The organism is Mesorhizobium sp. B2-4-15 (assembly GCF_006658505.1).
Lineage (GTDB): Bacteria > Pseudomonadota > Alphaproteobacteria > Rhizobiales > Rhizobiaceae > Mesorhizobium.
On record NZ_VFUZ01000055.1, the window covers coordinates 1 to 2,067 of the forward strand.

The following is a 2,067-nucleotide window of genomic DNA, read 5'->3' on the forward strand; positions in this document are numbered from 1 at the left end:
CGCCGTGATCACATTGCCAAGCTCGGGGCCGTAGCTCCCGGCCGTCACACTGTCGGTATCGGCATGGGCCGTCGGAACGTCGTCGACGATGTTGATGGTCAGCGTCTTGTCGTTGTGGTCGCCGTCGGCGTCCGTCACCGAGACCGCGAAGTCGTCATGCGTGGTGTCGCCGGAGGTGTTGGTGGTCAGCGTGTAGCTGTAGCCGACCGAGCCGGCGGCAATGCTGGTGATGGTCAGCGTGCCGAAGCTGCCGGCAAATGTCTGGCCGACCGCGCTCACCGCCAAACCGCCGATCGTCACCGTGGCCGGACCGTCCGGCGCCGTATAGGTGATCGAACCGGTGGTCGTCTCCGAGGTGTCGGAGTTGTTGTTGGGGAGCCCATCGGCGCTCTCGCCGGAGCCCGCCGGCAAGGCACCATGCGGCGGAAGACCCGCTTCCGACACCTGCGCCCCGGCCGTGCCGGCCACCGGAACCGTCGTCGTCACCCCGCTGTCGCCGATGGAGATGGTCAGCGTCGTGTGCGACAGGTCGCCGTCGCCGTCCTTGAGCGTGTAGGTGAAGACGTCGTCCACGCCGCCGGGCGTGCCGGCATGGCGGGCATAGCTGTAGTCGCCATTGGCCTGCAGCGTCAGGTCGCCATAGGTGCCGTGGATCACGGCGCCTACCGTTGCGGCGTTGTCAAGGTTGCCGCCGGAGCCAGCGGCAACGCCCGCCACGACCGCGCCATCGGCGCCAAGCGTGTCGGCGCCCGACGACGTCGTGCCGACCGCCGTGATCACATTGCCAAGCTCGGGGCCGTAGCTCCCGGCCGTCACACTGTCGGTATCGGCATGGGCCGTCGGAACGTCGTCGACGATGTTGATGGTCAGGGCGCCATTGCCGGTGCTGCCGTCCTGGTCGGTGACGACGACGGCGAACTGCGGCTGCGCCTCGAGATCCTGGCCATTGTTGGCGGCCGGGCTCTCGAGATGGTTGTTCTGCAGCGTGTACTGGTACTGGATGGCGGTGCCGTTCCACCAGGCTTCGAGGCTGCCGCGCGTGCCGTCGGCGACCGTCGTGTGGGTGCCGTCCAACGCCACCGCGGCGCCGCCGACCGTGATCGAGGCGACGCCGTCGGGCGCGCCGACCGCGATCGTGCCGCTGGCGACCGTCTGCGTCAGGCCCTGCTGCGAACCGTCCGCCAGGCCTGCTTCGTAGACCGTGTCGGCGGCCGTGCCGATCGCTGGCGGCGTCACCGTCACGCCGGCATCGCCGATATGGAGCGTCAGCGTCGTCTGCGACTGGTCGCCGTCGCCGTCGGTCAGCGTGTAATGGAACACGTCGTCCACGCCGCCGGGCGAGCCCGCCGCGCGGGTGTAGGTGTAGGAGCCGTCCGCGTGCAGCAGGAGCGTGCCGTACTGGCCAGCGACCGACACGCCGCCGGCGGTCACGGCCTGCGCCGAGCCGGCGCCGTCCTTGCCATAGGCCGAGGTCACGCTGGCGCCGTCCGCGCCCTGCACGTCGGCCGCCACGGCCGGGCTGTCCTCGCCGGTGCCGGTGATGACGTTGCCGCCATGGCCGGCAAAGTCCGCCGCCGCGATCGTCAGCGCGTCGGCATGCGCCGTCGGAACGTCGTCGACAATGTTGATGGTGAGGGCGCCATTGCCGGTGCTGCCGTCCTGGTCGGTGACGACGACGGCGAACTGCGGCTGCGCCTCGAGGTCCTGGCCATTGTTGGCGGCCGGGCTCTCGAGATGGTTGTTCTGCAGTGTGTACTGGTACTGGATGGCGGTGCCGTTCCACCAGGCTTCGAGGCTGCCGCGCGTGCCGTCGGCGACCGTCGTGTGGGTGCCGTCCAACGCCACCGCGGCGCCGCCGACCGTGATCGAGGCGACGCCGTCGGGCGCGCCGACCGCGATCGTGCCGCTGGCGACCGTCTGCGTCAGGCCCTGCTGCGAACCGTCCGCCAGGCCTGCTTCGTAGACCGTGTCTGCGGCCGTGCCGATCGCGGGCGGCGTCACCGTCACGCCGGCATCGCCGATATGGAGCGTCAGCGTCGTCTGCGACTGGTCGCCGTCGCCGTCGGT

Annotated in this window: 1 protein-coding gene; it reads right to left on the minus strand. The window is 70.3% G+C overall.

The window, feature by feature from the left end:
• A partial coding sequence (locus FJ930_RS30225) for an Ig-like domain-containing protein (RefSeq protein WP_210245393.1) occupies positions 1-2,067 on the minus strand: 2,067 nt, incomplete at both ends.